Source organism: Olivibacter sp. SDN3 (genome assembly GCF_014334135.1).
Classification (GTDB): Bacteria; Bacteroidota; Bacteroidia; order Sphingobacteriales; family Sphingobacteriaceae; genus Olivibacter.
Window position 1 is genome coordinate 190,621 of record NZ_CP060497.1, and the last position, 24,438, is coordinate 215,058.

Here is a 24,438-nt window from a genome sequence, read left to right on the forward strand (position 1 = left end):
ATGTGGAAGAACAATCTATTGCTCCTGCACACTATTCAAAACAACAGTTGCCGCAGTCAAGCCTTCCGACGCTACTTTCAATTTTATACGCCCTGTTTCACCCGGTTTCGCCCGTACAATGACCAAACCCAAGCCGTTAAAAGCCTCCCGTTTCTGTGCAGAAAACGGCGTCAAATTTGTGGGATCACCATTATCTGTCGCAACAATTTCACCTGGCCCTGCTATTGCGTAATGTAGCAGACTCTTTGCTTGTGGCACAAGCAAACCATTTTCATCCTCTACCCTTGCCGTTACGAAGATCAGATCTTCTCCATCGGCCTGCAATGTTGTACGATCCGCAGCTAATACGAGCTTGCTGGCCGGACCGGTTGTCTTTACCGCGGTTTCCGTCCACTTTTCTCCATTTTTATAAGCTACCACCTTCAGTTCGCCTGGACTGTACTTAACATCGTCCCAACGTAGGCGATATTCATCGGCTCCCACCATCTTTCTGCCCAGCGACTTTCCATTAAGGAACAGTTCGGCCGCATCGCCAGAGGTAAACACATGCACCGGTGTTACCTTACCGATACGATCCGGCCAGTTCCAGTGCGGTAAAATATGTGCCATAGGCAAATCTGGCCGCCATTGCGACTGATAGAGATAAAAACGATCTTTTTTAAAACCGGCCAAGTCTATGACACCAAAGTAACTGCTGCGAGACAAATAGTACGGTGTTGGCTCGCCGAGGTAGTCCCAACCACTCCAAACAAAACCACCGGCTACATAGGGATGTTGATCCATCATTGCAAAAACCTTGTCGGCCGATGCGCCAAAATCCACCGAATGCAATTCGTAAGCGCTCACCCGTTGCGCGATCGAATCGCCTCCCATGCCTTCTTTCACCGGTGCACTGTTCCCGTCATACACGGGGAAGAGGTATTCGCCACGGCTACTCACAGCCGCTGCGTTCTCACTACTTACAATCATTTTATGGGGGAATTTCTCACGAAATGCCGGAAACAGTGGAGGCGTAGATATTCCTTTCAAGCCTTCATAAGCCTGTCCGTTGCGAATGCCTTCTCCCTGATAATTCAAGCTGATAATATCTACCACTTCCGGAAGCGGCATATGCGGTTTGGCATAGTTCATGGAGACCGTCGTCGGCCGGGTAGCATCCTCTTCCTTCACAATAGTCTGTAAACGTTTCGCCATCGCTGCGCCTACAGTATCCGTATACTGCTCGCCAACCTCATTGCCGAAACTCCACATGATTACCGATGGGTGATTCCTATCACGCCGAACGAAAGCCCGTAGATCTTGTTCATGCCAATCCGGAAAGATCAGGTGAAAATCAAGTGGCGTTTTCTTCAACTCCCAATTATCAAATAGCTCATTTATCACGAGGAAACCCATCCGGTCTGTCAAATCCAGCAGTTCCGGCGCCGGTGGATTATGCGCCATTCGGATGGCATTGCAACCCATCTCCCGGAGCATCTCAAGTTGTCGCTCCGCCGCACGCGTATTAAAAGCAGCACCCAGTGCACCCAGATCGTGATGTTGATTCACCCCGTTCAAGGGAACATGCTCACCGTTAACCAATAAGCCCCTAACAGGATCAAATTGCAGGTCGCGAATGCCAAAAGTTGTCTCATAGACATCCACCTCCCGCCCTTTAGTAGTGACCTTCGTGACAGCCGTATAACGATGAGGTCTTTGCTTAGGCAAGGGCACCCACAGTTTAGGCTCCAAAAGTGTTGTCGAGCCCATTAATGTTTCGCTTGTTTGCGCCTTCAGCAGGGCCTCCATGTCTTTTATTGTCGCGACAGGTTTACCTATTTTTCGTCCGTATGCATCCAACAGATAGATTTCAGTGGCCACCTTCACCTTTTCATCCGTCTTGCCATCATTATCTACTGTTAACTGCAATGCTATGGTTGCAGCCCTTTTTGAAACATCACGTGTAGTGATGAAAGTACCCCATTGGCCTACATGTAACGGATTACTTTTGACAAGCCAAACATTGCGATAGATACCGCCACCGGGATACCAGCGTGAGGAACTCGGTGGGTTATCCAAACGGATGGTCAGTTGGTTCGTACTCCCCGGGATCACGTAAGGCGTAAGGTCGAGCCGCCATGAGGCATAACCATAAGGCCAGCCACCCAGCAATTTGCCGTTAAGCCATACGATAGCATAAGACATAGCCCCATCTATATCCAGAAAGATGGATTTACCGTCGTCGGAGGCGGGGATATCCAGTTCTTTACGATACCAAGCAACCCCTTGACTTGGCAGGCGCCCCATACCTCCGCCAACTTCCGTGTTCCACCCCTTATAAAAAGGACCATTGATGGCCCAATCGTGTGGCAAGGTTACTTCTTCCCAGGCACTATCATCAAAGTCGATCTGTACAAAAGGAAAATTATTACCAGGATTTCCTTCCGGGCGTATATACTGTTTTGTCGAATCTTTAATAAAAGCATTTCCAGTAGGCAAAATCCAAGGCTTTAATACATGTCTGGCCTCTTCCACTTTAACTGCTTCCGTAGGCTTTGCGTCGGCAGGTTTACCGTCTTCATCAGCAGTCACCTCAGGCCGCAGATCGTAGATTAGACTATCCGCCTCAGCCAGTGTCTCATATTTCAAGAATTTCCAACCATCATTGAGGGAAATACGCTTATTAACCGGTTCCTGGGCAGGGCTCTGTAGCGCTATAGTAAAAAGCATCATGAAGCAAACCACATCATTCAGGTTGAATTTTATCGCCATAATCTTTTGTCTATGAATGATCTACAATTGTTTGTTCGAATAAAGGTAAAAATAACACTAAATATGCAACACAACAAATCCAGCATTAGACCAATCAAAAGCATATCATAGTTAACTACTCAGACCATATGCTAAGCAAAACTGGAGGTTGAAAGCTTACGTTATGCATTACTAAAAGAAAGAATTACTAATTAAGAGCAGTATCACAAGCGTTTGAAGAGCTTTGGGTAATTGATAACAAAACCATCCTCATCGATTGTAATTTCTGCCATGAAGTCGCCTTCAGTATTTTCGAATCGATACAATTGTTGATCAAGCCGTGTATAACACTGGCTTGCGATATAAACGCGCTGTTCAAGTACGTCAAAATATAGCACATTAATAGTTTTTTTTTCACCCACCTTCAGCATTAACCTATTGATAGCCAATGTATTTGTAAAAGGAGACACTGAAATATCAATATCGTAATAGCCTAATGGAAACTCTTTCCCTCCATCATCTGTTAACCATCTATTTGAAGCAAAAAGATAATGCCAGCTGATAAATTCATCATCCAAATGGCCGTTAATGCTAACAGCGTTTACTTGCCATTTTTCATTGATATGCACCTCGTAATTCACTATTACCTTCATTTGGTTGATGGTACCGTTGACGGTTGAATGGACTACAGCATTCCTCTCTGCCAATATTTCCATTATCAGGTTTTCATGTGTGTTAAATGTCTCCATTCCGTTCCACGAAATTCGCTTGATTTCCATACCAGGTGAACATTTGTTGAAAAGCGTTTGTTTGCTTGAAGACAGAGATCGGCAGATATTCTATCAGTTCATCTTTACCGTTTCTGCCACTCCCTCTTCAAACTTCAACATACTTTTAGCGGTTTCGGCTGCTTTTAAAAGCGAATCGGTATTTAGTACCTGATGGTTTTTTTCCCAATCCTGATGACTATTTATCAACCCTTGTACACGATCATGCTCCCGTGAAGATAGGTCGTGCACCTCTGCAGGGTCTAACTCCATATCGAACAACCTCCAGTTAGCGTCACCGTTCAACTTCAACAGTTTCCATTTTCCTGCTCGTACGGCTTTATTTCCACCACGCTCAAAGTAAAGTGTATCATGGTTTATCGCCCGTTTACCTTTAAAAACAGGTAACAAGGACCTTCCTGCCGCTGGCAGTATATCTTTCTCATTATATTGCTTAGGATAGGCCGTACCCGACAGTTCTAATATGGTAGGCAACACATCAATAATATGCCCTCTACCTACCACTTTACGGTGCTTCCACTTTGCCGGGAACGACGCAATAAAAGGGGTATTGATCCCTCCTTCATAAGGAAAAGTCTTCCAATATGAAAAAGGGGTATTGATGGCGTAAGCCCATCGATGAGTAATTGACTCGTAAGAATCGGGCCCGCCAAGTTCCGTAGCGTTTTTCGGTCCCGGCAATTGACCCCAATCTGCAAACACACGGCTTACATTTTCACCGGCAGCCCCATTGTCTGATAAGAAAAAAAACACCGTATTTTCGTACTGGCCATTTTGTTTTAAATGAGCTATCAATTTTCCAATATTTTGGTCTACCCTATCCAACATAGCTGCATGCACTTCCATACGTGCCGCCCAAGTTCTTTGTTCGTCAGCACTTAATGTATTCCAAGCAGGTATGGTAGACGGTCGTTCTCCAAGAGAGTGTCCCTCCTTAATAATTCCATTTTCAATAAGTTTCTTATAGCGAAGGTTACGTAAGGAATCCCAACCTATATCATACACTCCCTTATATTTGGCGATATCTTTGGGTAATGCCTGCAATGGCCAATGCGGTGCATTATAAGCCAGGTAGAGAAAAAAAGGTTTGCCGGAGTTCTTGTTCCCACTAATAAAATCGTTCGCTTTTTGCGAAATAGCATTGGTTAAATAAAAATCTTCTTCTTCTGCCACTATACGTTCATTATTTTCTATCAAGGGAGTAGGTTTTTCAGCATGTGGTAGATGATTAAAATATACCGAAGCCCCTTCAATGAAACCATAAAATTGGTCAAAACCTCGTTGTATAGGCCAGTAAAGAGAGTCACTTCCCACGTGCCACTTTCCTGCTAAAAAGGTCGCATAGCCGTTTGTTTTTAACGCTTCGGCTATTGTTACCGTATTCTCTGCCAGGTAACCTTGATAAGATGGCACACCTAAATTAATATTAAAGTAGCCAACACCTGCATCGTGCTGATACTGCCCAGTAAGCAATGATGCCCTGGTGGGGGCACATATCCCAACATTGTAAAATTCGCTAAACACCACCCCATTGTTAGCGAGTGCATCAATATGCGGAGTGCGGATTTCGGATCCGTATGCTCCTAAGTCAGAATATCCCATATCGTCTACTAATATCAACACCACGTTGGGTTTGGGTGAGTCAACTTGTTTATCGTTACTTTTACAGGAAAGTTCTAATGTTATTACTACAACCGCCAATAGATACTTAAAATATACTTTCATCAAAAAGTTTTGTTAAATGTAGAAATCAAATATATGGGTCTGCCGATAAACAAGCAATAAAAATCTACAAAAACAGTAGACTTTATTGTTGCCGTCATTAATGAATAATACATTAATGGCGCTCAAAAGCTTACTTGTTATAAACAATGCCAAAATATAAATTTTGGCACAGCCTTTGATAATGTTATAATAGGTTTAGGTTGATTAAAAAATGAAAAAGTCTGACATCCTCAAAAGTCAGGCTTTTTCTGTTTTAACGGAATGTAAAAGATAAAAGGTATCTTTACCTGATGACAATACCCGACAAACATTCGTTAGAGGTATGGATGCGGGGCCCTATTGATGGGGTTCCTACCTTACTACAGCCAGTCGCCCACGCCTTGTTACAGGTCAATGAAGATATTCATCAGTATACAATTGGTTTTTCAGACGCATTATTATGGAAAAAACCAGCGGGGATGGCTTCCGCAGCCTTTCATTTACTGCACATTCAGGGAGTTATTGACCGCATGTTCACCTATGCTCAAGAAGAGCGCCTTTCAGAAGAGCAGTTTATTTTTCTTCAAAACGAAGGTAAACAGCTAACAGGAATCACGGTACAGTCATTATGTCAGTCACTTGACAAACGCATTTCATTGGCCATTGATCAACTACGCGATACGGATGAAAATCAACTCAAAGCTATACGCTATTTAGGCCGCAAACGCATTCCCACTACCTTTCTGGGATTACTGTTTCATGCTGCGGAACATAGCCAGCGCCATGTGGGACAGTTGTTGGTTACAATTAAAATTCTGCAGGAAGGATTTCCAGTAAAACCTTAGCAATACCCCCATTCATGAATTGTAATCTTCGTTCCTGTAATTTTACAGAAACCTGTTTTCGGAAGAGTAAGATCGCAGACTGTGATTTCAAGCACGCCATTTTCATAAACATAGATCTCCTAGGTATTGATTTTTGTATCGACCCGGTACAAAACAGCATTTAAGGTACAAGGTTCTCAGCTGTTATGTTAAGTCATTTACCTAATCTATACCGTATCGAAATTGTTTATCCCTGGTAGCTAAAAAGCACTCATTTGCCTCCTCAATAAGCCGGTGATCATCTGTACCGGCCCGATCAACCAATACCATTAATTGTCTTTCGCAATAAGGCGAGACTTTTTGGAACAGCTGTTTCTGGATCTTCTTTTCCCTCCATTTCAAGCGAAACATAGCCTTTAAACCCCACTTTTCTAATGATCTCACCAATTTGCACATAATCTAGGTCAAGGTCATAATAATGTCCTCCACCGAAGTACGTTTTTGCCTGTATGATATTTGCATAAGGAAGTAAGCGTTCAAATTGTGGGTAAGGATCGCCAACATAATTACCGGTATCTAGATTCAATCCCATTGCCGGCGACGAAGCCAATGATTTATAGATTTTCTCAAGGTAATCAATATTAGACGATAATCCCCAATGGTTCTCAATAGCCAATATTACTCCCACTTTTTCAGCTTCTACCAAACATTCGCCCATACTATCAATGCACCAGTTGATTGCATCTTGATCGGTATACCCCGGCAAGGGTGTTTCTTTACCTGTCTGGTAGTAGTCCGGAGCCTTTCGTCCGGTACCCCAGCTGCCTGTGTTCATCCGGATACAAGGAATTCCCATCTGTACAGCAAGGTTAATACATTTAATGGTATGATCAATATCTTTCTTCCGTTCGTTGGCATCTGGTTTCACAAAACTCTGGTGAATCGATAACATCGGCAAGGCCAAACCGGCGTCAAAGGCTAATCGCTTTAACTTGTTCATATAAGGCAAAGTTTCATTTTCCATTTGCCTGTGCAAGATTTCCACGCCGTCAAACCCTAGTTTTGAAGCATTCTCGATGACACGCTCTATAGGATATTTTTCTTTTTCGAAATGCCAGTATGAATATGTTGATACAGCAAAACGTATTGGCATAGAAGTGGAGGTTGCCTCGTTGGTACGGGCTAAGGTTTTCGAAAAAGAGCTCCCTAATACCGTTGCTGCACCAATTATTGCAGCATTTTTTAACAGCGAACGTCTGGAAAAAGTAGTGTTATGAGCAACCTGCTTTTGTTTATAATTCATAAGATATCTATTGATGTGAAAAGAATTTTCGTTTCCTCTCTGTTATCTCACCTATATATGCACCGACTTCTATCAAATTTAAAGCAGGCACTTATCCTTAAGATTAATTCACTAACTTGGTTGTTGGCTCTGTAAATTTAGTTAACTAAATTTTATATTACACCAGAAGCCCTTGGTAAAAAATTTATATGAATTTCATTGGATAGCTAGCTTTGATTTGTCCTTTTGCTATCTTTTTGAGTTTTGGTGCCACTAGCTGTTTTGTTAATGGTTTGAGATAGTCGACATATAAAATCCCTTCCGTATGATCATATTCGTGTTGTATCATTCTTGCAGTTGTTCCACTAAATGTCTGTGTTTGTTTCTCAAAATCTTGGTTGTAATATTCTATAGTAACTGTCCAATTTCTTTTTACTTTTTGTGATAAATTCGGAATACTTAAGCAACCTTCATCGTCTTCCCAAAAACCACAAGAACGCTCAATCACATTTGCATTGATAAAGGTTTCCCTTATTCCCTTATCGTTTTCATCAAAAAAGGTTTGTCTGCCCACTTCTTCCAAATTTTCATAAGTTGTCTTGCTATCCACGACAAATAACCTAATTGCCTGTCCAATTTGCGATGCCGCCAAGCCGCAACCGTTGGCATTTTGCACGGTCTCCCACATATCCCGAATGATTTGCTCCAGATTGGGATACTTTCTATCAATACTTTCGCATTTCTGCTTTAAAATACGATGCCCGTAAGCTAATATTGGTAATTTCATTCCTTAGTTTTTTGTAAAGTTCTAAAGAACAGACAACATGGGCAATGAACCTATGTTAAGTAGTTACCTCCCGGCATTTTTTAATTTTTGGCGTTTGTCATTGCGCTACAATTTGTCTACGTATCCTACTCAATCCTTGAGGTGTTATTCCGATGTATGAAGCGACATATTTTAGCGGAATAAGCTTCAGAATATCAGGTTGCTCGCTGAATAACCGCAGATATCTTTCTTTGGAATTATATTTAAGTAAAAATAATTCTCTTTTACTTTTGATCAGGAATAATTTTTCCGATACAACACGTCCTAAACAGTTACCGACTTTAGTTTCAGTATATACTTTTTGCAGATCATCACATGAGATCTGCCAAACGATTGTTTCTGTTAATGATTGAAGTTCGTATTCAGATGGTGTTTGTGTTAAAAACGACTCATAAGCACAAGTAAATTCGCTGTTAAATTAAAATTGAAAGTCAATTCGCTGGGATCGTCAGGAATATAAAAGCGCACAATTCCCGTTTCTATGAACGACAGGTAATTTTCTGTCTCGCCTTGTTTAGTTATGATTTCATTTTTGGCGAATATTTTCCTATCGAAATGTGCCGCGATAAATTCCCATTCTGATTCTTGCAATTTTATTATACGTTCGTAATATGCTCTAATGTGTCCCATTTTATATGAGGTTTTCTTAAAATATGTTGCCACTAAGAGATTAGAAGTACTGCCCTTCAATACCGTACAAAACAAATTGGCTTTATTATTTTAACGTAGTACGATTCTAAAATTTTTCGATATTAACGACAATACAGACACTAAAATATGATTATTAATCACTTGTAGAAATGATAACTCTACCGATAAGTCACGTAGATATCAACAGAAATTAATAGCTATACCCTATTAATAGCAAGAGGGCTTTTCGATTGAAAACTCCGTAATCAACAGGAACTTGCGTACTTTGGTCTATCGATTTCATAAACCTATTTTAAAATCATGAAATGCAGCGATATTCAATTCCAATGAAATGCGGTGCCGTCCTATACCTTCAGGCAAGGGCATACGGCTATAAGCGTGATATCCATAATATAACCTGATGACCGACCCCGCAGTAACACCCATTTTTGGTGTGATACGCAAACTGTTGGTTGAAAAATCTGTATACCAGCCCACATCAACACCTCCACCCACAGTTAGCCCCCCTAACATCCATACGGGCACACCCGCATCTATATTTAACTTGGGAACCAAGGCAAATTGTTTAGCAAACACAGCTTCGGTCCCCAAGGACATATCAAAAAAGCTTGCTTTTTTATGCCCGAAAAGCACACTATACGCACCAAAGCCAAGATCTATGCCCATGCTCTTTTGGTAAGATATACCCAAGCGATTTAATGGCATGAACCCACTCGCGTGCTGAGCATAAAGAGCAGGTGTTATCGCAATGGTTAAGAAGATTGTCCAAAAACCTGAACGAATGCGGGATAAACTCATCGGCAAAAAAGTTTAATTTCAAAGATAATTAATGCCCCGCAGATTTATTCCAGTAAATAACAAGATTATTTGTTGCTCTACCTGACGCAATAATATCGGGTTTACCATCACCGTCCAAATCATCGACATGCAGGTCTTCACAGGCCATCCCCCCTTTGTCAATCCAATAAGGTTCCCATGCTGCTGACAGGGAATCTTTCACGTACATTTTCACACCCACTTGTTCATCGCAATTGGGGTTTCTCCATCCGGCCACCACTTGATCTGTATTCAAACCAAGAAAGTCTGCTGTAGCGATACCATGCCCTTCTTTAAGCTTAGTATCCAAAACCGTTCGTTTTACCTGATCACCAATACCCTCATAAACAACAGCCTGATGGCCATGCATTGGCTCTGTGGTTGCTATAAAATTACCCCGTTCGGCATCTTTACCTATGCTTATTTCGCCTGTTCCATAATCTAAACCCTTAATTTTTTTTGCTTTCCCTGAATTATTGTCAATAGCAAATTCGGAGTCTATATAATGTACACCTTCTTGAGAAGCCACATACAAACCCGCTAGTCCTGTTTTTTTATCATCATCAACTACTATTCTATCAAAATTATGCGTGAGATGTAGACTGGAATCTAAGGTGATTAAAGACCAATTGCTTCGTACATTTTTTGGATAGCGATAAGCTAGTACCTTTACTCCTGCGCCTACCCCATCTCTATTTCCTCTACCATGAAGCGGAAGGACTACCAAATAGGCTTGACCGTCGTTGGTTTTTATCCACTTCATACGGTGAACTGTCGGTTCATGATGTAGTTCAATAGCTTCCCAGAGTTGGGTAGGATCTTCCGGTCGGACTAGATAATGTACTGATCCGGACTGCGTAGGGTCTGAGGTCTCATTAGGATTCCATTGTGCCCCAACAGCAATTTCCACTTTACCGTCGCCATCTATATCTTCTGCGGCAACACATACGTTATCATGAATTGTGACATTTTCTGCCAATAGAAACCTTCTCCAATCACCATTTCTATACCAAACAAATTGCTTTTTGTCGGCTAAAATAATGTCTGGCTTCCCATCGCCATCTACGTCACCGATAGCTATTCCGTAACCTATACTTACATTTTCGTCAAGCACCTGCTTTTTGAAATTTGGTTTGTTATCTTGCTTATTGACTGAAGTGGTTTTACTATTAAAGAATAATATCAAAGGAATAACTAAAGAAGAAAGAATAATCTGCTGAACTGTCATAAGAGTTAATTTGGTTTATTCTAATATTTTGGCTTTTTCATAAACAACATAACAGGACTCTTAAGGTTTAGATTTATCACTCAGATAGAAAAACTTCATTCAGTAAAATTTACTTAATTTAAAGCATATTTTCATACCTTTCCATGAATGGTATCAAACCGAAAGTAATAGCTAGCCAGTTCAACTAACTAGCTATTACAAAAAAACTTTTAACTAAAGTACAAATGACTACTAGAAGGAACTTTATTTCACAGACCTGCATCGCTGCATCCGGTCTTTTGTTAGGAGGTAAAGCCGTATCGGCCATACCTAAGCCGAAGTATAAAATGGGACTGCAACTATTCACCATTCGAGAAGCAATGGCCGTTAACCCGGATACAACGTTGAAAAAAGTAGGTGCGCTTGGCTATGAAGACACCGAAACCTATGGTTTTGATCCGCAAGCAGTTGCTTATTATGGTTTAAAAGCAAAAGAATTTGGCCAATTATTGGATGATCATGGATTGATCACCACCAGCGGCCATTATGATCTATTCCGCTATTTTAACGCCCCTGAAAATGAATTGCTCGCTTATGTAGATCAGTGCATTGTAGGAGCGCATATCCTTAAACAAAAGTATATTACATGGCCTTGGCTTGATCCGCAGGACAGGGATATTGATAAGTTTAAGCTGCTGGCATCAAAACTAAATACGATTGGGGAACGGATCAAGAAAGCAGGATTAGGCTTTGCCTACCATAACCACGACTTTGAATTTATCGATTATGATGGTAAAAACGGTTATGATATCATCATGAAAGAGACAGCGCCGGATCTTGTAAAATTGCAGATAGATCTTTACTGGGTAATGCGTGCATCGAAAATGACGCCCGCAGAATTGTTTAGAAAACAACCCGGACGTTTTGCGATGTGGCATATCAAAGATATGGACAAAGTTAACCAGGACTATACCGAGCTGGGAAACGGTTCTATTGATTATACCAAGATTCTGCCCGATACGGAAATTGCAGGTTTGCAGTATTATTACCTCGAACAGGGTGGCAATTTCCGTGAGGATGCGATGCAGAGTATAGCGCAAAGCGCAGAATTTTTCAAGAAGAATTTGAAACGTTATTTATAAACACCAAGTTCCTCATTCTTTTTCTACTCTGCTTAATTTCATTCTCAGCTCTTCACCATTCATCTCTCCTTCGAGAACCAGTTGGCCGTTAACTTTCGAAAGCTTACCGATGAAACCATTTAAGGTATCGCTAGGATATCGCCAATGGATTTCTATGGAATCCGTCTCTTCCTCCAAACGATATGTTCCGATATATCGATACCGATAATCATTGAAATCGAATACTATTTCATCTTCCAGATCCATATAAATGTTAGTCAGCACGCTATCTTTTGGGCTACTGGCACTAACGGGCACCTGATTTACTGTCAAATCCTGCACAAAGTATTTCCCTGTTAAATGTGGATGCTTATCGGGATAGTCGTAAATAAGATAAAAAATGATGGGCCAAATAAATATGGATAACCGGAAGAAATATTTTGTTCCAGAGGCGATACGCAAGGTATTCAGGCCTTTCATGGGCTGGAAAATAAAATCAATTAACCTATTAAAATCCTGCGATAAGAAATAAAACACCCCAATAAGCAATATAATACCGTGTATGAGCACCCCTATGGGCATATGGTAAAAGAAGTCCAAGGAGGTTATAAAAATCAAGACCGGAACTGCCAGTATCAATCCGAAAAGCCTCGTTTTTGAGAAAAGTAGCAATGCTGCGGTTATGATCTGCAACAAGGCAATACATGCGGTAAAGGGATATGAGTATTTGAAAAAAGCCCATACCAAGTTTTCGCCCGAAAAGTTACTGAAGGGTTGATCTAACACCCCTAATGGAACAATCATCTGTAAGCCTTCGATTTTATGCCATCCAAACATGGATAAATCAAGAGCTAATGCGTAAATAACGGCATGCTCTAAAAGCGCTTTTAACCGATAGCTATTTATGCTTGCCTTCCTTTCACGAGCGTGCCATATATAAGGCAATAGCAAACCTATTAAAAGCAGCAAAAAGGTAGTTGCCAAGAGGACAACGGGGGGAATCCAAGGTGAGAAATACTTAAGAGATAGTCTTCTGAAGTCTGCGCCGACTACTAGTCCTGCCGCTAGGCATAACCAAACTTTGCTTTTTAAAGGTATTGTTCCCATAACGTGTTTTACATTAATCTTGAAGCAAAGAACACATTAAATAGGAGTTATTCGTCCAAATGGGTACATTTGGACATATTTCTTGGTTTATTTGTTTTCAAATAAGGAGGCTATTAAGCCGATAACCTTCTTAATGATATGGTTGAATGTTTATTTTACGTGAACCCTGCCTCACAAGCAATACTAAGAATCATTAAATGCCTACGGTAGTCTTGCGACAATAGCCGTTACGAATTCATCAACGAATAAAAAGTCATTCCATATGCTCTGTTGATAAAGAAAGACAGGTTGTCCATCGAAAGATCGATCTTCTGGCTTAATTTAGCAAGGTTGACACCCGAATTGGTGAACACTTTTTCTTCTCCTAATAGAAGAATCGAGTTTACGCTTATAAATTTTTAGTTCTATTCCGTTTAACCGGGGGACGAAGTAAACCATTAATTTCAGTATATATTTTAGCTACAACTGAATAAAAGATTCCCTAAAAAGATTTTATTTTCAGCAAACAAACGTGTTTTTAGATCCTTTTATATGCATGGAACCCACTATAACACATCTCATTAAACAATTAAAGGACCAATTATTGGATCGTTTCACCTCAAGCGGTGCTCATGCGGACCTCTTTGATGCGCTTCATGGGCTTTCTTGGGAACAAGCAGGACAGAAGCAAAAAAATTTCCCCTATAATATCTGGCAACTCGCTGAACATATTCGGATTGCCCAATACGATATAGTCGAATTTTGCCGTAATCCCGAATATCGGTCTCCCGACTGGCCTTTAGGCTATTGGCCAAAAAAAAGTAGCCCCGAAGGCAGTAAAGAATGGAAGCAGACCTTAGATAATATTAAAGCTGACCATGAACTTTTTGTAGATTGGCTTAAACGGGGAGATGCAGATATTCTGAAACGTTTTGAACATGGCACTGGACAAAGTCTTTTTAATGAAGCATTGCTAATTATGGATCATAATGCCTATCATGTTGGTCAAATTATTCTAATAAGGAAATTAAATGGCTGGTGGCATTAAAATATAATTTTATATATTTGCACGACCATGGAAATCTCAGTTAAATAGTTATTCTTTTTTTACCGTTCCAGTAAATTCCTCTATAAGGAAGCGGTCATTTATTGTCTTTTTTTGGCGTCTCAACACATGCCAGATCCTTTAACTATTTATTATTATGAAAAATTTTTTTGAAAGTCCCTTTAAGGGAAAAATTATAGCCTATCACACTTCCAACCCTAATATTATTGCTGGCAGATACAGTTATTACTCGGGTTATTATCATGGTCATTCTTTCGATGACTGTGCGCGTTACTTAATGCCAGATCGGGATGATGTGGACAAACTCATTATTGGAAGCTTCTGTTCTATTGGGACAGGTGTATCATTTATTATGGCCGGTAACCAAGGTCACCGGTACGATTGGATATCTAGTTTCCCATTCTTTTATATGGAAGAAGAACCTGCATTCGCAAAGGGCATTAACGGCTATTGTCCGGCAGGCGATACCATTGTCGGGAATGACGTATGGATTGGTGCCGAGGCGATGATTATGCCAGGCATAACAATCGGAGATGGGGCCGTAATTGGAAGCCGCGCCCTAGTCACAAAGGATGTCTTACCTTATTCAATTGTTGGTGGTAATCCTGCAAAGGAAATTCGAAGGAGATTTGATAACAATCAAATTGAAATGCTGCTAGCAATGAAATGGTGGGATTGGGAGATTGAGAAATTAAAGCCTGTGATACCACTGTTATGCAGCGGTAATATAGACGAACTTTACCGATACAGTAAAAACAGTACAATTTCGGGATAAAAAAGTTCTTCCTTTGAGAATCTCCTCAAAGATTCTCAAAGGAAACCTTAATGTGCATAAAACTAATCCGATACCGTTCTACTGAACGCATCTACAGCAAGAAGTGCATCAGCAACTTCTTCTATGGAAAGATTTGGATTGAGGTTTTTTAATGTATCATTATCGCTATTTGCGAGTTCGCCTATATTTAACAGTCCCTCCCTACTAACATTTTCCAAATGGATTTCTTTTAACGTTGTTGGCATTTTTATGGATCGATAGAAGCGAATATAGCGAGCAATTTCATCATCATCACGCCTTTCAAGCACCATTTGCGTCAATGTACCATAGGCTACTTTTTCACCGTGTGTTAAATGATGAATATCGCCAGAAACAGCGGTAAACCCATTGTGGATGGCATGAGCAGCAGCAAGTCCTCCATTTTCAAATCCTAGGCCGGAAAGCAAAGTATTAGCCTCCACAACTGCTTCTACCGCAGGGGTAACGAGTTTTTCTGAAACTGCCATGTAGGCACTATACCCATATCTTAACAACGTCCTTTCGCAAGCTTCGGCAACGGCCATCCCTGCAATTGTGGGTATTCCATTGACCATAGATTTTGAATTGGTGCGTGCAACGGCCTGTGCTTCAACAAATGTTGCCAATCCATCGGCAATACCCGAAGCAAACAGTCGTACCGGTGCCTGAGCACAAACATACGTATCTACCAGAACCAGTTCAGGATTTTTTGTGTAGAAACGGTAACTATCGAATACACCATCGTCTGTATAAATAACTGACAGTGCACTGCAAGGAGCATCGGTGGAAGCTACGGTAGGTACTATTACCACTGGTTGTTTAAGCTCATCGGCTACTGCTTTAACCGTGTCAAGTGTTTTCCCACCACCCAAGCCGACTACGACTGTTGTCCCTTCAGCGCGCGCTTTCTTTGCCAAACGCTGAATTTCCTTTTTTGAAGCTTCACCATTGAATTTTTCGTAATGAAATGATGTTTTGGCACTATCCAAAGATGCTATTACCTTATCCCCTATTAATTCCCAAACAACCTTATCGGAAACCAAAAATGCTGAGTCTCCCAATTCAGTAACGTAACTGCCCAGCTCATTAATGACGTCTCTCCCTTGAATATATTTCTGTGGAGATGAAAAGATAAATTTACTCATACAAATGCTATTTTTTACTCTACAAAACTTCTACTGATTTGTTCTGTGGAAAACTCAGCTATAGAACGGGTATTCAGTAAGCTAACAAACGACCACAGGCAATAATCGCGATCCAAATTATAATTGATAAAAATGCAGATATCTTTACCGAAATGGGGGAGTCATAAAAACTGCTCACTTCAATATTTTTCTTGAAAATAAACTTATGAAATACCAGCACATTGAGTGCGGCAATACCCAGTAAGATCATTTTGAGCCAAAATGTTGGATCCACACCAAGGGATTTTGCGTTAGTAATGAATAATAGAATTCCCGAAGGTGCAATAAGTATCAGACCTCTTGCCGACCAGGGTAACAAATGATTGGATAACTCCTGCAATGGAAGACTTTTAGAAAAGCCTAACAAGCGCAGATCAAACATAAAGGCCGCACCAACAAGAAGAACAATACCAACTATATGGACAATCTCCAAAGCTGGGTACAACCACATGGATTGGCGTATACCCAACGCCAAAGATGTACTTTCCAACCAGCTAAAAAAGTTAGACATAAAAAAGAGTTTACAAATTAACGTAACTCATATTTTTTGTCTCCAATAAATATTCGCTCCGCACGCATTTCTGTTTTTTTGGTTTTATGAGGATAAGCAACTATTCTCACAGCAGTTCCTTTTTTGATCATATCTGCAGATAATCCACGATTGGTCATACGACTAGCGGGTGCCAGATAAACCGTCCACATCTCTTCTTTATATTTTACTTCCGCTAGTGCGTGTGGATTTTCGTAAACAGATTGCTCAATAGTAGTTTTGAAATCCAACACCTTATTTTGGTCATAACTGGCCCATCCGTGGTGGAACGATGTAAATGAAACACAGAGCAGAAATAAACTTGCCACTGAAATATTTTTTAGGTAAGTCATAATTTGGAAAATTTAGTTTGTTAACGTATCAATCTATATTCTTAGAACAAAAGGCTAGCATCTATGTTTTCAATCCGCTGTTTAAAAGCTACTAATATTGTATTCCCCCCGCGAAGCAATAGCATTCTGCAACTCCCGTGGAATTGTTTCGATAGACATGGTTTATGCTTTAATTTCATAAAAAACATACCGATCTGGTAACAAAAAAATATCTAAGATTGCCATATGCTGGCCAACTCCTTTATTTTCCAAAATTTAAAGCTATTTAAAAGAGGTTCAAGGTCCTGGCAAAGTTGCATAGACCAATGGCATATGGTTAAAAAGTGTTAAAGCAGTATACCTATATGCTCGTTTTTGTTATTTTTAGTTCAAATGAATCGTATTTACGCGCTCACCTCAATTGTTTCAACTATATGCGTCTGCGTAACAGCCCCTGTTTCTGCGCAGACCGGCATACCTATCCACGGAGTTGTCGTATTGACCGATACCGGTATATCTAAAACCGCCGTAAAGGTAGGTAATACGATAATCAACAACCTTGCAACTCACGAAGCCACCTCTCCCGATAATTTAGGCGTTTTTTCCATAAACGCCAAAATAGGTGATTCAATTGAAATTTTATGTAATGGTTTTCCGAGAAAAATCATGCCGGTAACGAGTTATGAACATATGACTGTATATCTTGACCGGACAGTTTTATTGGATGAGGTGGTAATAAGCGCCAATATTGATAAAAAAGCGGATATGGGCCAGTTAATTACAAACTATAATCGCCAAAAAAAGATCTATTTTGACGGACAACCACCTATAGCATTACTATCTCCATTTGACGGCAGCCCGATCACCTTTTTCCGTGAACTGCTAAGCAGGGACGCAAAACAGGTTAGAAGATTTAAAGCTCACCTGAACCAATTATTAGAAAGTGACCAAATAGAAATGAGATTCAATAAACAAACGATAAAAAAAGTGATCACTATAAATGATAATGAAATCACAGATTTTATTACAGCCTATCGCCCAGATTTGACGGAACTTGAGAGCTGGTCGGACTATGAGCTCTATAAATACATCAAAAAATCATACACCGCTTTTAAAAAATCACCCCCTTAGACAAACCTATGCTATCGTCACCTCATTCATCAAGTATATATCTTGTATCTTATTCAACAGTTCCACACCTTCTTTAAAGGGCCGCTGAAATGCTTTTCTACCTGATATTAAACCAGTCCCACCTGCTCGCTTATTGATGACAGCTGTGCGGACGGCTTCTGCGAAATCATGTTTACCTGAAGCCCCTCCCGAATTAATTAATCCGGCTCTTCCGGCAAAACAATTTAACACTTGATATCGGCATAAATCAATCGGATGATCAGTACTTAATTCGGTATACATCCGTTCGTCTAGCTTACCGTAACTGCTGTCTCCTAAATTTAATGCTTTGTATCCCCCATTTAACTCGGGAAGTTTTTGCTTAATGATATCTGCCTGAATCGTAACCCCCAAATGATTAGCTTGACCGGAAAGGTCTGCTGACAAGTGATAATCAATGCCCTCTCTCTTAAACGCATCGTTACGTAGATAACACCATAAAATGGTGGCCATACCTAAAGAGTGCGCTTCTGCAAAAGCTTGACTGATTTCAATGATCTGTCTTCCAGATTCGGATGAACCAAAGTAGATAGTCGCTCCAATAGCGGTTGCCCCCAGATTCCAAGCCTCTCTGACCGTTCCGAATAAGATCTGATCACTCTTATTGGGATAGGTCAACAGCTCATTGTGATTAATCTTGACTATAAATGGTATCTTATGCGCATATTTCCTAGCAACAGCCCCTAATACACCATAAGTAGTTGCAACCGCATTACACCCTCCCTCAATAGCCAACTTCACTATATGTTCCGGCTCAAAGTATATTGGATTAGCTGCAAAAGAAGCGCCAGCGCTATGCTCAATACCTTGATCAATAGGTAAGATGGATAAATACCCTGTAGATGCTAATCTGCCGTGTCCGAAAAGGTTACCCAAGCTTTTCAGTACCTGTGGGTTCCTGTCTGAAATACTATATACTTCGTCAATGAACGACGGAGAAGGCAAATGAAGTAATTCTTTTGGAATAGTCTTACTTTGATACGAAAGCAAATCCTCGGCACCTAAGTATTGAATTAGTTGGTCGATATTCATAACTGCTATTTTATTTATTTTACAACCAATATGGTTAAAAAAAGTTCATCATTTAACCTTCGTTTTATAAAAGAAGTTCCATCACTCCTGCGATGAACGGAAAAACATGCAAACTTTAGGTAAACTGACGCAAGCTAATTATAAATACACTAGTGATAATTTGGATAGTGATAAACGCATTTTACAAAATACGACTGATTTTTGTTAATTTTAATGTGATTCAATTTTGAAGTTCTACTTTTTAACTAAATAGTATGGATTATATAACAATTAGATGGGCCGACCTAGATCCAAATTTTCATCTGCGACATAGTTCTTATTATGATTTCGCCGCACAGGAGCGAATTTCTATTTTAAACCAATACAATATTACTATTGCCGCAATGAAGGAACAACAATTTGGACCGGTGCTTTTTAAGGAAGAGTGTGAGTTTAAACGTGAAATTACGATGACCAGTAAAATCTATATTGAGACTAAGTTATTGAGAATGAAAAAAGATGCTTCGTTTTGGATCATCCGACATCGGTTTCTTTCAGATACGAATAAGTTACATGCTATATTAAAAGTTGAGGGCAGTTGGATGGATACGATAAAGCGAAAATTAGCCAAGCCTGTTCCAAAAATTGTATATAAAGGGCTGTATAGTTTTCCTAAAACGGACGATTTTGAATACATACAATGATGATATAAATATAATCTTTAAAAGAAACTCACATGTGGTTGGAATTTCATTGAAAGTATCAGTTATAACCAAGCTAAGCAAATCATATTATGGAACTGAGAACGGAATTTTCTAAAACGGATATTGGATTAAAGGTATTATACTCCGGATTACTCGTTGGTACATTTGATATACTCGCAGCTTTAGTAAATTATTACCTTTCTACAGGCAAAAACCCGTTGTTTGTTTTCAAATATATTGCCAGTGGCCTTTTTGGTACGGACGCTTTCTCAGGGGGTATTGCTATTATTCTGGCAGGTTTGCTTCTACATTATATCATAGCTATGGTATTTGCGGTAGTGTTTTACTTACTGTATTTTAATGCGCCAATTTTATCAGCGTATAAAATCGTCACTGGCATCATGTATGGAGTTTTTGTATGGACAATTATGAACTTGATCGTTGTACCCCTTAGCCAAACACCGAAAAGCGCATTCAATGGACTCCAAGCTTTGAAGGAAATGCTGATCCTAATCGTTATGATCGGCCTACCGTTATCTTTTCTTGCCCATTATTTTTTTTCAATTAAAAATCGAAAATAACATCCTTCCTTTCACAATAGTTATGCTGCTATAATTCGTTCATACAAACGAAAATATCATTCGCAAACACCAATATAGAGCCACATGTTGATTTCCCCGATTACTGCATTTGTAAGAATGTCCCGTTACGTTTTACCGAACGCTTAACTATTTATTCGAACCTTTTTGTGAAATTAATCAAAAATACTTTTAGCTTTTATTGGGTGATTACGTCTATCGTACCACCGTTCTTAAATAGATCGTGCGACACGAAATAACCTTCACTCTCTCGTCCATCTACTTTTATAGACTTGAGGGCCCTACCTTTTTCCGGTTTTGTTATCGTCAGTACTTCGTTATTACTTGTCTTCCATTTTATTTCATCAAAAAGCGGAACAGTAACGATATACTCCGGATCTGTTGCAGAAAACGTATACAGACCCAAAGCGCTAAAGACATACCAAGCTGACATTTCACCGGCATCATCCATTCCGCAAAGCGCTAAACCTTCATCACCAATACCATATAAATTATTTAAAATATAATCAATTATTTTTTGTGACTTCTCCGGTTTCCCAATAAAATGGTAGGCAAAAGGTGCTTCATGATCCGGCTGATTGCCATGACAATACTGCCCTATCATGGTTTCAACATTTCTAGCAATGTAGTTAGGGTTCCATGGCACACTAAACAACGAATCGAGTTTTGACTCGAAATCTTCTTCTCCTCCATATAATGCAATCAAGCCCTCCATGTCATGTGGAGCAAAAAAAGATACTTGCCAAGCATTTGCTTCCCTATACATATATTCATAATAAGGGTATTGAGGATTAAAATTCTGGATCCAAGTGCCATCCTCCAATCTACCCCTCATAAATTTAGTTGTAGGGTCAAACATATTTTTATAGTTCTTTGACCGCTCCATCAGTATGTTAAAGTTAGCTGTATCACCAAGTTTGTTGGCCATTTGGGCAAGTGAATAGTCATCATACGCATATTCTAAAGTTTTGGATACACCGGCCTTCCCTTTCGTTTCTACATGAGGTTCGGAAATATCGGGATCAGCGATATACCCCTTTTCGATATATTCATTGATATAAGGACGGGCACCTCCGGACTCATTAGCATTCTTTAAAAGCAATTGGTAGGTGCCCTCCACATCAAAATCATCAATGCCCCTTAGATAAGCTCCAGTAATAGATGAGGCACCATGATCGCCGTGAAAAAACGTGGGAATAAATCCCGTCTTATCGCCAACATCTTTCATTGACTTAATAACGTCTAGTGTAACTTTTGGCGATATCAATCCTAGCAATACATCTTTATTGCGATAGGTATCCCAGAGAGAAGGTTCTGTATAATAATTAAAATCAGCACGATCTACTTCGCCTTTAGCATCTGTAAACGCTCCATTTACGTCGCTACGTAATGCTGGCCATAAAAATGATCGGTACAGGCAAGAATAAAACATTTCTTTCTGCTTCTCCGTTCCTCCGCTTACAGTTATAGATGATAATAGTTCCTCCCGCTGCGAAGCCGCCTCATTGCGAATCTGAGCAAAGGACTTATCACCAATTTCCTGTTGAAGGTTTTGTTTGGCATTTTCAATGCTGACAAATGACAACCCTATTTTGAGTTCGACGGGTTCATTATTACCATTAACTAAATGCACGACAGCAAACCCATTAGACGCTCCCTCTTCTTTTTTCTCCACCCTTTCAATTGCGGTATTTAGTATAGCATAAAAATAAATCTTCTCGCCTGTTTGCTGGTACCCCTGTACAACGGAAGAACCGACCTGTTCAATCTGCCAGTTTGAAACTTTATTATTGGCCTTTGCCAAATCAAAGAGAATTTGTCTTCCCGCATTATCTTCGTAAGCATACCTATGGTAGCCGCATCGAAGTGTTGAAGTTAAATGCACATCGACATCATAGTCATCGAGATAAACCTGATAAAAGCCCGGCGCTGAACTTTCCCTCTCATGCGAAAATCGGGATCTAAATTTGTCGGAGGATTTTTGTCCACCATCCGAAAGAGGAAGAATTGGAATATTACAAAGGTTCCAATGGCCCTTATTGGTGTGCGTAAAACCGTAGATTAGCGTATCTTCATATTCATAACCCGCACCGGATCCATATTCCGTAATCGGACTCAGTTGTACCATCGCATTCGGCAACGAGCTGCCCGGAAAAGTAAGTCCGGCCCAAGATCGCCAACCTTCCGGTAACTCGTATCCTAAAATCTCAGGATCAGTAAGTGGTGCCGTACCGATAAAGGTGTTGACATAATCAGTATAGGATTTTTTGGTTTGACCTTCACTTACAGTTGAGGTAAGCAGTATTATTAAAATTATTGCTAAAAGGTTTTTAACTTGAATACGCATGGTTTTTTATTGGTTTTCCCAAACTTAGATAAAGTTATTTTCATATGCAAGATTGTGTCATAATATAATTCACATGCGGCACTTTGATCATGGTAAAACCAACTTGTTAAATTTTGAGACAATATTAAAATCGATAAATCTTGACCAGATAGACACTTGGGATATTTTAGACAGAATTACCAAAGAAATGAGAGTTCCTTGATTATACTCAAGCTCCTCTTAACGAATATCTTTCTATCATAAATTCGAAAAAAGGTTTTGTTTCTCAATAAAACGAAAGATTGACTACACAGGACTGGATACGAAAAAGCGCTTCTCTTCATGCCTTGTCAATACCTTTAGCCGATCACCTACTTGCATGACACCTGTTCCATGATGGATAAGGTTTTGGCCGAACATAGTTTTATTGTCTTTCATCCGATAGGTTGAGAGGGTTTTCAACGGCTCTTTCCCTTTCTCTGCGGTTTGCTGATCAATTGTAGTAAGAATACAACGTGAACAGAGTTTTACGCCGAAAAAATCAATATTGGCTACTTGAATATGCTTCATCAAGTCTTCTTCATAAGGTTCTCCTCCTCTGAAAACGATATTAGGCCGAAATCTGTTCATGGGTAACTGTACATCCAATCGACTGTTGAGGTCATCTAACGATGCTTGTCCTATCGCAAGAAATGGGTAACCATCGGCAAAAGAGGTAAAGTGCCCCTTCGATGCATAACGTGTATCCACTTGGCGATGCGTGTCATCAGGCATATAAATTAGTCGACATTTTAATCCTAAGGTTTCGCTGAACCACTGGTCGTAGGAAGAACCGAGGGTAACCCCTTTGCAAATATCGCCCCAAACCGTTACCTCTTCAATGGTTTGATGGTTATGTGGAAGAAAAGGTATATGGATATCACCCCTCATTGGATGCCTGGCCAACAGACCTGACGACTTGAGAGACATTTTGATTGAAGACATCTGCGGATACTGCCGCTGCGTAAGAGATCTATTCTGCTCATCAACGAGCATCCAACGTCTATCATATTTGAAGCCACGATCGGTAACTTCTGCCCGAGAAAGGGTAATCCCGCCCAGGGATTTAATCGGATAGATATATAGTTCACTGACGGTAAGCATAAATAGGTGCCCTTCTCAAGCAAACTTAAGCAAATTAGCTCGTAGATACAATGCTATTCAAATTATATAGTAGAACTAAAAGATAGCCTTACGGCAGTGTTTCACGAAAGGTGTTGGCTTTCGTATAATGATCCAAGTAACACATTAAGTATTACGAAACACTTCATAGATGATTTGCAGGAGTTGGTGGGTTTTTAGCAAAGCTTATTGTAACTTTTGAAAAGTTCGATTTTATAGTTGTAATACGGGAATTTAGCTATTTCAATTTACGGGGAGAAACGCCGAATTTCTTTTTAAATGCGCCACTGAAATGTTGTACCAAAGAATAGCCCAACCCCAGTGCAAGCTCAGCCGGGGTTTTCCGGTTGGCCAGCAATTCATTCTTGGCGATACCGAGACGTGTATCGGACAGATACCCAAATACGGTTGTACCGAAGGTTTATTTGAACCCTTTTTTCAGTTTGTATTCGTTGATACCTACCAATCTGGATAGTTCGGAAAGTGAAGGTGGATCATGTACATGTTCCAGCATGTATTCCCTTGCAA

The 24,438-nt window shown here is 40.1% G+C and carries 23 protein-coding genes and 1 pseudogene; 8 read left to right on the top strand and 16 right to left on the bottom strand.

Annotated elements, in window-relative coordinates; translation table 11 throughout:
* Positions 1-15: 15 nt before the first annotated feature.
* The 3 genes from galB to H8S90_RS00870 form a co-directional block, all read right to left on the bottom strand.
* On the bottom strand, positions 16-2,751 hold the full coding sequence (gene galB, locus H8S90_RS00860) for a beta-galactosidase GalB (protein ID WP_187340779.1): 2,736 nt from the start codon (positions 2,749-2,751) through the stop codon (positions 16-18).
* 203 nt (positions 2,752-2,954) lie between these two features.
* Positions 2,955-3,509, bottom strand: coding sequence for a putative glycolipid-binding domain-containing protein (locus H8S90_RS00865; RefSeq protein ID WP_187340780.1), 555 nt, complete (start codon positions 3,507-3,509; stop codon positions 2,955-2,957).
* A 63-nt stretch (positions 3,510-3,572) separates the two neighbouring features.
* A complete protein-coding gene (locus H8S90_RS00870; protein ID WP_187340781.1) occupies positions 3,573-5,243 on the bottom strand; it encodes an arylsulfatase in 1,671 nt (556 codons plus the stop codon).
* Between the two features lie 290 nt (positions 5,244-5,533).
* On the opposite strand from H8S90_RS00870, the gene H8S90_RS00875 reads away from it, so the two are divergent.
* Together H8S90_RS00875 and H8S90_RS26360 are read left to right on the top strand one after the other, a co-directional pair.
* Positions 5,534-6,067, top strand: coding sequence for a DinB family protein (locus H8S90_RS00875; RefSeq protein ID WP_187340782.1), 534 nt, complete (start codon positions 5,534-5,536; stop codon positions 6,065-6,067).
* 2 nt (positions 6,068-6,069) lie between these two features.
* The gene (locus tag H8S90_RS26360; RefSeq protein WP_370525707.1) at positions 6,070-6,231 is read left to right on the top strand and encodes a pentapeptide repeat-containing protein; all 162 of its coding nucleotides are present in this window, start codon (positions 6,070-6,072) and stop codon (positions 6,229-6,231) included.
* A gap of 131 nt (positions 6,232-6,362) precedes the next feature.
* Here H8S90_RS26360 and H8S90_RS00885 read toward each other — a convergent pair whose 3' ends face one another.
* From H8S90_RS00885 to H8S90_RS00905, 5 genes are all read right to left on the bottom strand, one after another.
* Positions 6,363-7,349 (bottom strand): sugar phosphate isomerase/epimerase, encoded by a 987-nt coding sequence (locus H8S90_RS00885; RefSeq protein WP_187340784.1) that lies wholly within the window; start codon positions 7,347-7,349, stop codon positions 6,363-6,365.
* A 184-nt stretch (positions 7,350-7,533) separates the two neighbouring features.
* Entirely contained in the window at positions 7,534-8,115 is a 582-nt protein-coding gene (gene def / locus H8S90_RS00890; protein ID WP_187340785.1) for a peptide deformylase, read from the bottom strand.
* Between the two features lie 417 nt (positions 8,116-8,532).
* On the bottom strand, positions 8,533-8,784 hold the full coding sequence (locus H8S90_RS26100; RefSeq protein ID WP_255501755.1) for a hypothetical protein: 252 nt from the start codon (positions 8,782-8,784) through the stop codon (positions 8,533-8,535).
* A gap of 300 nt (positions 8,785-9,084) precedes the next feature.
* Positions 9,085-9,603, bottom strand: a complete 519-nt coding sequence (locus H8S90_RS00900) for a hypothetical protein (RefSeq protein ID WP_187340786.1) — start codon at positions 9,601-9,603, stop codon at positions 9,085-9,087.
* A gap of 28 nt (positions 9,604-9,631) precedes the next feature.
* Positions 9,632-10,849, bottom strand: coding sequence for a VCBS repeat-containing protein (locus H8S90_RS00905; RefSeq protein WP_187340787.1), 1,218 nt, complete (start codon positions 10,847-10,849; stop codon positions 9,632-9,634).
* A 224-nt stretch (positions 10,850-11,073) separates the two neighbouring features.
* Between H8S90_RS00905 and H8S90_RS00910 the strand changes: the two genes are divergently transcribed.
* Positions 11,074-11,970, top strand: a complete 897-nt coding sequence (locus H8S90_RS00910; RefSeq protein WP_222852204.1) for a sugar phosphate isomerase/epimerase — start codon at positions 11,074-11,076, stop codon at positions 11,968-11,970.
* Between the two features lie 12 nt (positions 11,971-11,982).
* On the opposite strand, the gene H8S90_RS00915 is transcribed toward H8S90_RS00910, so the two are convergent.
* Positions 11,983-13,056: a hypothetical protein gene (locus H8S90_RS00915; RefSeq protein ID WP_187340788.1), complete on the bottom strand. Its 1,074-nt coding sequence runs from the start codon at positions 13,054-13,056 to the stop codon at positions 11,983-11,985.
* A gap of 535 nt (positions 13,057-13,591) precedes the next feature.
* Here H8S90_RS00915 and H8S90_RS00920 point away from each other — a divergent pair.
* Together H8S90_RS00920 and catB are read left to right on the top strand one after the other, a co-directional pair.
* Entirely contained in the window at positions 13,592-14,083 is a 492-nt protein-coding gene (locus tag H8S90_RS00920; RefSeq protein ID WP_187340789.1) for a DinB family protein, read from the top strand.
* Positions 14,084-14,237: 154 nt separating this feature from the next.
* The gene (catB, locus tag H8S90_RS00925) at positions 14,238-14,876 is read left to right on the top strand and encodes a type B chloramphenicol O-acetyltransferase (RefSeq protein ID WP_187340790.1); all 639 of its coding nucleotides are present in this window, start codon (positions 14,238-14,240) and stop codon (positions 14,874-14,876) included.
* A 62-nt stretch (positions 14,877-14,938) separates the two neighbouring features.
* On the opposite strand, the gene H8S90_RS00930 is transcribed toward catB, so the two are convergent.
* The 3 genes from H8S90_RS00930 to H8S90_RS00940 all read right to left on the bottom strand — a co-directional run bounded on the left by H8S90_RS00930 (position 14,939) and on the right by H8S90_RS00940 (position 16,936).
* The gene (locus H8S90_RS00930) at positions 14,939-16,039 is read right to left on the bottom strand and encodes a glycerol dehydrogenase (RefSeq protein WP_187340791.1); all 1,101 of its coding nucleotides are present in this window, start codon (positions 16,037-16,039) and stop codon (positions 14,939-14,941) included.
* A 73-nt stretch (positions 16,040-16,112) separates the two neighbouring features.
* A complete protein-coding gene (locus tag H8S90_RS00935; RefSeq protein ID WP_187340792.1) occupies positions 16,113-16,589 on the bottom strand; it encodes a DUF6644 family protein in 477 nt (158 codons plus the stop codon).
* A gap of 17 nt (positions 16,590-16,606) precedes the next feature.
* A complete protein-coding gene (locus H8S90_RS00940) occupies positions 16,607-16,936 on the bottom strand; it encodes a DUF6152 family protein (RefSeq protein WP_222852205.1) in 330 nt (109 codons plus the stop codon).
* Positions 16,937-17,332: 396 nt separating this feature from the next.
* Here H8S90_RS00940 and H8S90_RS00945 point away from each other — a divergent pair, with 396 nt between their 5' ends.
* The gene (locus tag H8S90_RS00945) at positions 17,333-18,070 is read left to right on the top strand and encodes a hypothetical protein (RefSeq protein WP_187340794.1); all 738 of its coding nucleotides are present in this window, start codon (positions 17,333-17,335) and stop codon (positions 18,068-18,070) included.
* 6 nt (positions 18,071-18,076) lie between these two features.
* On the opposite strand, the gene H8S90_RS00950 is transcribed toward H8S90_RS00945, so the two are convergent.
* Positions 18,077-19,141, bottom strand: a complete 1,065-nt coding sequence (locus H8S90_RS00950; protein WP_187340795.1) for a class I fructose-bisphosphate aldolase — start codon at positions 19,139-19,141, stop codon at positions 18,077-18,079.
* A 254-nt stretch (positions 19,142-19,395) separates the two neighbouring features.
* Here H8S90_RS00950 and H8S90_RS00955 point away from each other — a divergent pair, with 254 nt between their 5' ends.
* On the top strand, positions 19,396-19,824 hold the full coding sequence (locus H8S90_RS00955) for a thioesterase family protein (RefSeq protein WP_187340796.1): 429 nt from the start codon (positions 19,396-19,398) through the stop codon (positions 19,822-19,824).
* An 89-nt stretch (positions 19,825-19,913) separates the two neighbouring features.
* The gene (locus tag H8S90_RS00960; RefSeq protein WP_222852206.1) at positions 19,914-20,405 is read left to right on the top strand and encodes a hypothetical protein; all 492 of its coding nucleotides are present in this window, start codon (positions 19,914-19,916) and stop codon (positions 20,403-20,405) included.
* A gap of 196 nt (positions 20,406-20,601) precedes the next feature.
* On the opposite strand, the gene H8S90_RS00965 is transcribed toward H8S90_RS00960, so the two are convergent.
* From H8S90_RS00965 to H8S90_RS26365, 3 genes and pseudogenes are all read right to left on the bottom strand, one after another.
* A complete protein-coding gene (locus H8S90_RS00965) occupies positions 20,602-22,770 on the bottom strand; it encodes a GH92 family glycosyl hydrolase (protein WP_187340797.1) in 2,169 nt (722 codons plus the stop codon).
* Positions 22,771-23,055: 285 nt separating this feature from the next.
* Positions 23,056-23,892 carry an MOSC domain-containing protein gene (locus H8S90_RS00970; RefSeq protein WP_187340798.1) on the bottom strand — a complete coding sequence of 279 codons (837 nt, stop codon included), beginning with the start codon at positions 23,890-23,892 and terminating at the stop codon, positions 23,056-23,058.
* 256 nt (positions 23,893-24,148) lie between these two features.
* Positions 24,149-24,316 (bottom strand): annotated as a pseudogene (locus H8S90_RS26365) (helix-turn-helix domain-containing protein); the annotation flags it as partial.
* Between the last annotated feature and the right edge of the window lie 122 nt (positions 24,317-24,438).

What these genes read in the sequence shown, in the direction of transcription:
- galB (WP_187340779.1), bottom strand. Translation starts at nt 2,751, where the DNA reads ATGGCGATAAAATTCAACCTGAATGATGTGGTTTGCTTCATGATGCTT.
- H8S90_RS00865 (WP_187340780.1), bottom strand. Translation starts at nt 3,509, where the DNA reads ATGGAAATCAAGCGAATTTCGTGGAACGGAATGGAGACATTTAACACA.
- H8S90_RS00870 (WP_187340781.1), bottom strand. Translation starts at nt 5,243, where the DNA reads ATGAAAGTATATTTTAAGTATCTATTGGCGGTTGTAGTAATAACATTA.
- H8S90_RS00875 (WP_187340782.1), top strand. Translation starts at nt 5,534, where the DNA reads ATGACAATACCCGACAAACATTCGTTAGAGGTATGGATGCGGGGCCCT.
- H8S90_RS00885 (WP_187340784.1), bottom strand. Translation starts at nt 7,349, where the DNA reads ATGAATTATAAACAAAAGCAGGTTGCTCATAACACTACTTTTTCCAGA.
- def (WP_187340785.1), bottom strand. Translation starts at nt 8,115, where the DNA reads ATGAAATTACCAATATTAGCTTACGGGCATCGTATTTTAAAGCAGAAA.
- H8S90_RS26100 (WP_255501755.1), bottom strand. Translation starts at nt 8,784, where the DNA reads ATGGGACACATTAGAGCATATTACGAACGTATAATAAAATTGCAAGAA.
- H8S90_RS00900 (WP_187340786.1), bottom strand. Translation starts at nt 9,603, where the DNA reads ATGAGTTTATCCCGCATTCGTTCAGGTTTTTGGACAATCTTCTTAACC.
- H8S90_RS00905 (WP_187340787.1), bottom strand. Translation starts at nt 10,849, where the DNA reads ATGACAGTTCAGCAGATTATTCTTTCTTCTTTAGTTATTCCTTTGATA.
- H8S90_RS00910 (WP_222852204.1), top strand. Translation starts at nt 11,074, where the DNA reads ATGACTACTAGAAGGAACTTTATTTCACAGACCTGCATCGCTGCATCC.
- H8S90_RS00915 (WP_187340788.1), bottom strand. Translation starts at nt 13,056, where the DNA reads ATGGGAACAATACCTTTAAAAAGCAAAGTTTGGTTATGCCTAGCGGCA.
- H8S90_RS00920 (WP_187340789.1), top strand. Translation starts at nt 13,592, where the DNA reads ATGGAACCCACTATAACACATCTCATTAAACAATTAAAGGACCAATTA.
- catB (WP_187340790.1), top strand. Translation starts at nt 14,238, where the DNA reads ATGAAAAATTTTTTTGAAAGTCCCTTTAAGGGAAAAATTATAGCCTAT.
- H8S90_RS00930 (WP_187340791.1), bottom strand. Translation starts at nt 16,039, where the DNA reads ATGAGTAAATTTATCTTTTCATCTCCACAGAAATATATTCAAGGGAGA.
- H8S90_RS00935 (WP_187340792.1), bottom strand. Translation starts at nt 16,589, where the DNA reads ATGTCTAACTTTTTTAGCTGGTTGGAAAGTACATCTTTGGCGTTGGGT.
- H8S90_RS00945 (WP_187340794.1), top strand. Translation starts at nt 17,333, where the DNA reads ATGAATCGTATTTACGCGCTCACCTCAATTGTTTCAACTATATGCGTC.
- H8S90_RS00950 (WP_187340795.1), bottom strand. Translation starts at nt 19,141, where the DNA reads ATGAATATCGACCAACTAATTCAATACTTAGGTGCCGAGGATTTGCTT.
- H8S90_RS00955 (WP_187340796.1), top strand. Translation starts at nt 19,396, where the DNA reads ATGGATTATATAACAATTAGATGGGCCGACCTAGATCCAAATTTTCAT.
- H8S90_RS00960 (WP_222852206.1), top strand. Translation starts at nt 19,914, where the DNA reads ATGGAACTGAGAACGGAATTTTCTAAAACGGATATTGGATTAAAGGTA.
- H8S90_RS00965 (WP_187340797.1), bottom strand. Translation starts at nt 22,770, where the DNA reads ATGCGTATTCAAGTTAAAAACCTTTTAGCAATAATTTTAATAATACTG.
- H8S90_RS00970 (WP_187340798.1), bottom strand. Translation starts at nt 23,892, where the DNA reads ATGCTTACCGTCAGTGAACTATATATCTATCCGATTAAATCCCTGGGC.